Below are 1,516 nucleotides of genomic sequence, written 5' to 3' on the forward strand. Positions count from 1 at the left end.
ATGACCACCGACTTGGTCCTGGACGCGTTGGAGCAGGCCCTGTGGTCACGTCAGCAGCAAGGCGTCACCAGTTTCACGGGGCTGGTCCATCACACGGATGCCGGGTCGCAGGGCGGATTCAAATGGTCGTCGCAACACCTTGACGTGGAAGGTGTTGGTGATGGGCAGGGTTCATTGGTCGATGAAGACCAGCGATGCGCCGGAGGGGTTGCGGCGCCAGTGGCGGGCGGACAGGGCGTTGCGACCCTTGATGTTCTCTCCGGGCAGGCCTCAGCCGTCTCGGGTTGTCCAGCGGGAGTTCTGGCGGGTGATCGCCACGGGTGTCACGACGGCGGAGGCAGCGATCGCGGTCGGCGTGTCGGTTCCCGTCGGGTCGCGCTGGTTTCGTCACGCTGGGGGCATGCCGCCAATCAGCCTGGCCGAGCCGAGTGCACGTTACCTGTCCTTCGAGGAGCGTGAAGAGATCGCAATCCTGAAGGCCCAGGGCAAAGGAGTACGCGACATCGCGCGCGTCATCGGCCGGAACCCGGGCACCGTCAGCCGTGAACTGCGCCGCAACGCCGCCACCCGCAGCGGCAAGCTCGAATACCGGGCAACGGTGGCCCAGTGGAAGGCGCAAGAGGCCGCGAAACGCCCCAAGACCGCGAAGATGGTCACCAACCCACGGCTGCGTGACTACGTCCAGGACCGCCTCGCCGGCAAGGTCACCAGACCCGACGGCACCACGGTCGACGGCCCCGACACACCGGTCTGGAAGGGGTTGAACAAGCCCCACCGGGCCGACCGGCGCTGGTCGAAGGCCTGGAGCCCAGAGCAGATCAGCCACCGGCTACGCCTGGAGTTCCCCGATGATGAGTCCATGCGGATCAGTCACGAGGCGATCTATCAATCCTTGTTCATCGAGGGCCGCGGGGCGCTGAAGCGGGAGCTGGTGGCCTGCCTGCGCACCGGACGAGCCCTCCGATCGCCGCGTGAGCGTTCGAGGAGCAAGCCCCAAGGCCATGTCACCGCTGATGTTGTGATCAGCGAGCGGCCAGCCGAGGCCGAGGATCGGGCTGTTCCGGGGCATTGGGAAGGAGACCTGATCATCGGCACCGGCCGCTCCGCGCTCGGCACCCTGGTCGAGCGACACAGCCGCGCCACCATCTTGGTCCATCTCCCACGGTTGGAGGGCTGGGGCCAGACGCCGCCGGTCAAGAACGGACCATCCCTGGGCGGCTACGGCGCGGTCGCGATGAACACCGCGCTCGCTGCGTCGATCACCGCGTTGCCGCAGCAGTTGCGCAAGACCATCACTTGGGACCGCGGCAAGGAGCTGTCTGCCCACGCCACGTTCGCGCTGGAGACCGGCACGAAGGTCTACTTCGCTGACCCGCACAGCCCGTGGCAGCGGCCCAGCAACGAGAACACCTATTGGTACAAGATGGCGGAGCCGGAAGCGTCTTCGACGGGAGTCGCTCTGGCACGGGCCGCCCGGTGACTCGGAGAACACGTGCCATCAGGCTTGCCGTTGATT

1 pseudogene is annotated in these 1,516 nt (G+C 66.7%); it reads left to right on the forward strand.

Going from position 1 to position 1,516, the window contains the following annotated elements:
* Positions 1 to 181 precede the first annotated feature (181 nt).
* Positions 182 to 1,411: pseudogene (locus tag ACTQ49_RS14895) on the forward strand (IS30 family transposase); the annotation flags it as partial.
* Between the last annotated feature and the right edge of the window lie 105 nt (positions 1,412 to 1,516).

The sequence above is a fragment of the Luteococcus sp. Sow4_B9 genome (genome assembly GCF_052116585.1).
Taxonomy (GTDB): domain Bacteria; phylum Actinomycetota; class Actinomycetes; order Propionibacteriales; family Propionibacteriaceae; genus Luteococcus.